This is a genomic window from Anabaena sp. CA = ATCC 33047 (genome assembly GCF_963870205.1).
Taxonomy (GTDB): domain Bacteria; phylum Cyanobacteriota; class Cyanobacteriia; order Cyanobacteriales; family Nostocaceae; genus Trichormus.
Genome location: NZ_CAWMSA010000012.1, coordinates 1 through 3,268, shown reverse-complemented (window position 1 = coordinate 3,268; position 3,268 = coordinate 1). Strand labels below are relative to the sequence as shown.

2 rRNA genes are annotated in these 3,268 nt (G+C 51.3%); both read left to right on the top strand.

The features are described from left to right. Positions 1–148 precede the first annotated feature (148 nt). Positions 149–2,969: ribosomal RNA gene (locus AACS98_RS02980) — 23S ribosomal RNA — on the top strand. A gap of 180 nt (positions 2,970–3,149) precedes the next feature. Beyond that, positions 3,150–3,267: ribosomal RNA gene (gene rrf, locus AACS98_RS02975) — 5S ribosomal RNA — on the top strand. Position 3,268 lies beyond the last annotated feature (1 nt).

Sequence of the window (3,268 nt, the reverse complement as noted above, 5' to 3'; positions counted from 1 at the left end):
AATTCAGCAACTAGCTAGATGAATTAATAGTTAGACTGCTGGGTTTGTATCCAGCCAGAACCTTGAAAACTGCATAGAAACGCGAAAGATAGCAGGCAGACACAGACATTAAGTGTAGGTGTTTGCAGGATGGAAACCAATGGAAAGTGGTCAAGCTAATAAGAGCTGATGGTGGATACCTAGGCACACAGAGGCGAAGAAGGACGTGGTTACCGACGAAATGCTCCGGGGAGTTGGAAGCAAACTAAGAGCCGGAGGTGTCCGAATGGGGCAACCCTGAATACTACCTGTTGAATATATAGACAGGAAAGAGCCAACCCAGCGAACTGAAACATCTTAGTAGCTGGAGGAAAAGAAATCAAGAGAGATTCCCTCAGTAGTGGTGAGCGAAAGGGGAAAAGCCTAAACCAAAAAGCTTGCTTTTTGGGGTAGTGGGACAGCGACATCGAATCTAGCGGTTAGACGAAGCGGCTAAGTACCGCACCAGAGAAAGTGAAAGTCTTGTAGTCGAAAACTCAAGGATAGAAGCTGCATCCCGAGTAGCATGGGGCACGAGGAATCCCATGTGAATCAGCGAGGACCATCTCGTAAGGCTAAATACTACTGTGTGACCGATAGAGAACAAGTACCGCGAGGGAAAGGTGAAAAGAACCCCGGAAGGGGAGTGAAATAGAACATGAAACCGTCAGCTTACAAGCAGTGGGAGTCCGATTAAACGGATGACCGCGTGCCTGTTGAAGAATGAGCCGGCGAGTTATAGGTACTGGTAGGTTAAAGCGAGAATGCTGGAGCCAAAGGGAAACCGAGTCTGAAGAGGGCGATAATCAGTATTTATAGACCCGAACCCTGGTGATCTAACCATGTCCAGGATGAAGCTTGGGTAAAACCAAGTGGAGGTCCGAACCGACCGATGTTGAAAAATCGGCGGATGAGGTGTGGTTAGGGGTGAAATGCCAATCGAACCAGGAGCTAGCTGGTTCTCCCCGAAATGTGTTGAGGCGCAGCGGTAATGAATATAGTCGGGGGGTAAAGCACTGTTTCGGTGCGGGCTGGGAGACCGGTACCAAATCGAGACAAACTCAGAATACCCGATGCACACATTGCCAGTGAGACGGTGGGGGATAAGCTTCATCGTCAAGAGGGAAACAGCCCAGACCACCAGCTAAGGTCCCCAAATCATCGCTAAGTGATAAAGGAGGTGGGAATGCACAGACAACTAGGAGGTTTGCCTAGAAGCAGCCACCCTTGAAAGAGTGCGTAATAGCTCACTAGTCAAGCGTTCCTGCGCCGAAAATGAACGGGGCTAAGCGATGTACCGAAGCTGTGGGATTAATTTATTAATCGGTAGGGGAGCGTTCCGTGGTAGGAAGAAGCAGTAGCGGCGAGCAGCTGTGGACGAAACGGAAGTGAGAATGTCGGCTTGAGTAGCGCAAACATTGGTGAGAATCCAATGCCCCGAAACCCTAAGGGTTCCAGAGCCAGGTTCGTCCACTCTGGGTTAGTCGGGACCTAAGGCGAGGCCGAAAGGCGTAGTCGATGGACACAGGGTCAACAATCCCTGACTATGGTATGGGAGCATTGCTAGGGACGCATGAAAGAAAGCCACACCCTGATTGGTTTGGGAGACGGTTACGACCGTCGCGTGGTGAAGGATAGTGCCAAGAAAAGCTAGTAATGTGATGAACATATCGTACCCGTACCCGAAACCGACACAGGTAGGGAGGTTGAGAATACCAAGGGGCGCGAGATAACTCTCTCTAAGGAACTCGGCAAAATGGCCCCGTAACTTCGGAAGAAGGGGTGCCCACGAGAGTGGGTCGCAGTGAAGAGATCCAGGCGACTGTTTACCAAAAACACAGGTCTCCGCCAACTCGCAAGAGGAAGTATGGGGGCTGACGCCTGCCCAGTGCCGGAAGGTTAAGGAAGTTGGTCAGTGGCAACATGAAGCTGACGACCGAAGCCCCGGTGAACGGCGGCCGTAACTATAACGGTCCTAAGGTAGCGAAATTCCTTGTCGGGTAAGTTCCGACCCGCACGAAAGGCGTAACGATCTGGATGGTGTCTCAGAGAGAGACTCGGCGAAATAGGAATGTCTGTGAAGATACGGACTGCCTGCACCTGGACAGAAAGACCCTATGAAGCTTTACTGTAGCCTGGAATTGTGTCCGGGCTTCGCTTGCGCAGGATAGGTGGGAGGCGAAGAAGTATCCCTTGTGGGGGATATGGAGCCAACGGTGAGATACCACTCTGGCGAAGCTAGGATTCTAACTTGCTACCGTTATCCGGTAGAAGGACAGTTTCAGGTGGGCAGTTTGACTGGGGCGGTCGCCTCCTAAAAGGTAACGGAGGCGCGCAAAGGTTCCCTCAGCACGCTTGGAAACCGTGCGTCGAGTGTAAAGGCAATCAGGGAGCTTGACTGCAAGACCGACAAGTCGAGCAGGTACGAAAGTAGGCCTTAGTGATCCGACGGCGCAGAGTGGAATGGCCGTCGCTCAACGGATAAAAGTTACTCTAGGGATAACAGGCTGATCTCCCCCAAGAGTCCACATCGACGGGGAGGTTTGGCACCTCGATGTCGGCTCATCGCAACCTGGGGCGGAAGTACGTCCCAAGGGTTGGGCTGTTCGCCCATTAAAGCGGTACGTGAGCTGGGTTCAGAACGTCGTGAGACAGTTCGGTCCATATCCGGTGCAGGCGTAAGAACATTGAGAGGAGCCTTCCTTAGTACGAGAGGACCGGGAAGGACGCACCGCTGGTGTACCAGTTATTGCACCCGCAGTAGACGCTGGGTAGCCAAGTGCGGAGCGGATAACCGCTGAAAGCATCTAAGTGGGAAGCCCACCTCAAGATGAGTGTTCTCACCACGTAGGTGGGTAAGGTCACCTGTAGAACACAGGTTCTTAGGCGGTAGGTGGAAGTGCAGTAATGTATGTAGCCGAGCCGTGCTAACAGACCGAGGGCTTGACCTCATCTCAATTCAAAATTCAAAATTCCAAATTCAAAAAAAAGAAAATTGGGTTTTGGGCTTTGAACCAAACATTGGTGAACATCAAAAGTCGCGTTTCTTGCAGTCTTCAGGGTATCTGTACCCTCGAATTTGAAATTCTCGATTCTTTTTTGAATTTTGAATTTTGAATTTTGAATTTTTTCCTGGTGCCTATGGCGCGGTGGAACCACACTGACCCCATCCCGAACTCAGAGGTGAAACACTGCTGCGGCTACGATAGTTGGAGGGTTGCCTCCTGCCACAATTGCTCGGCGCCAGGTT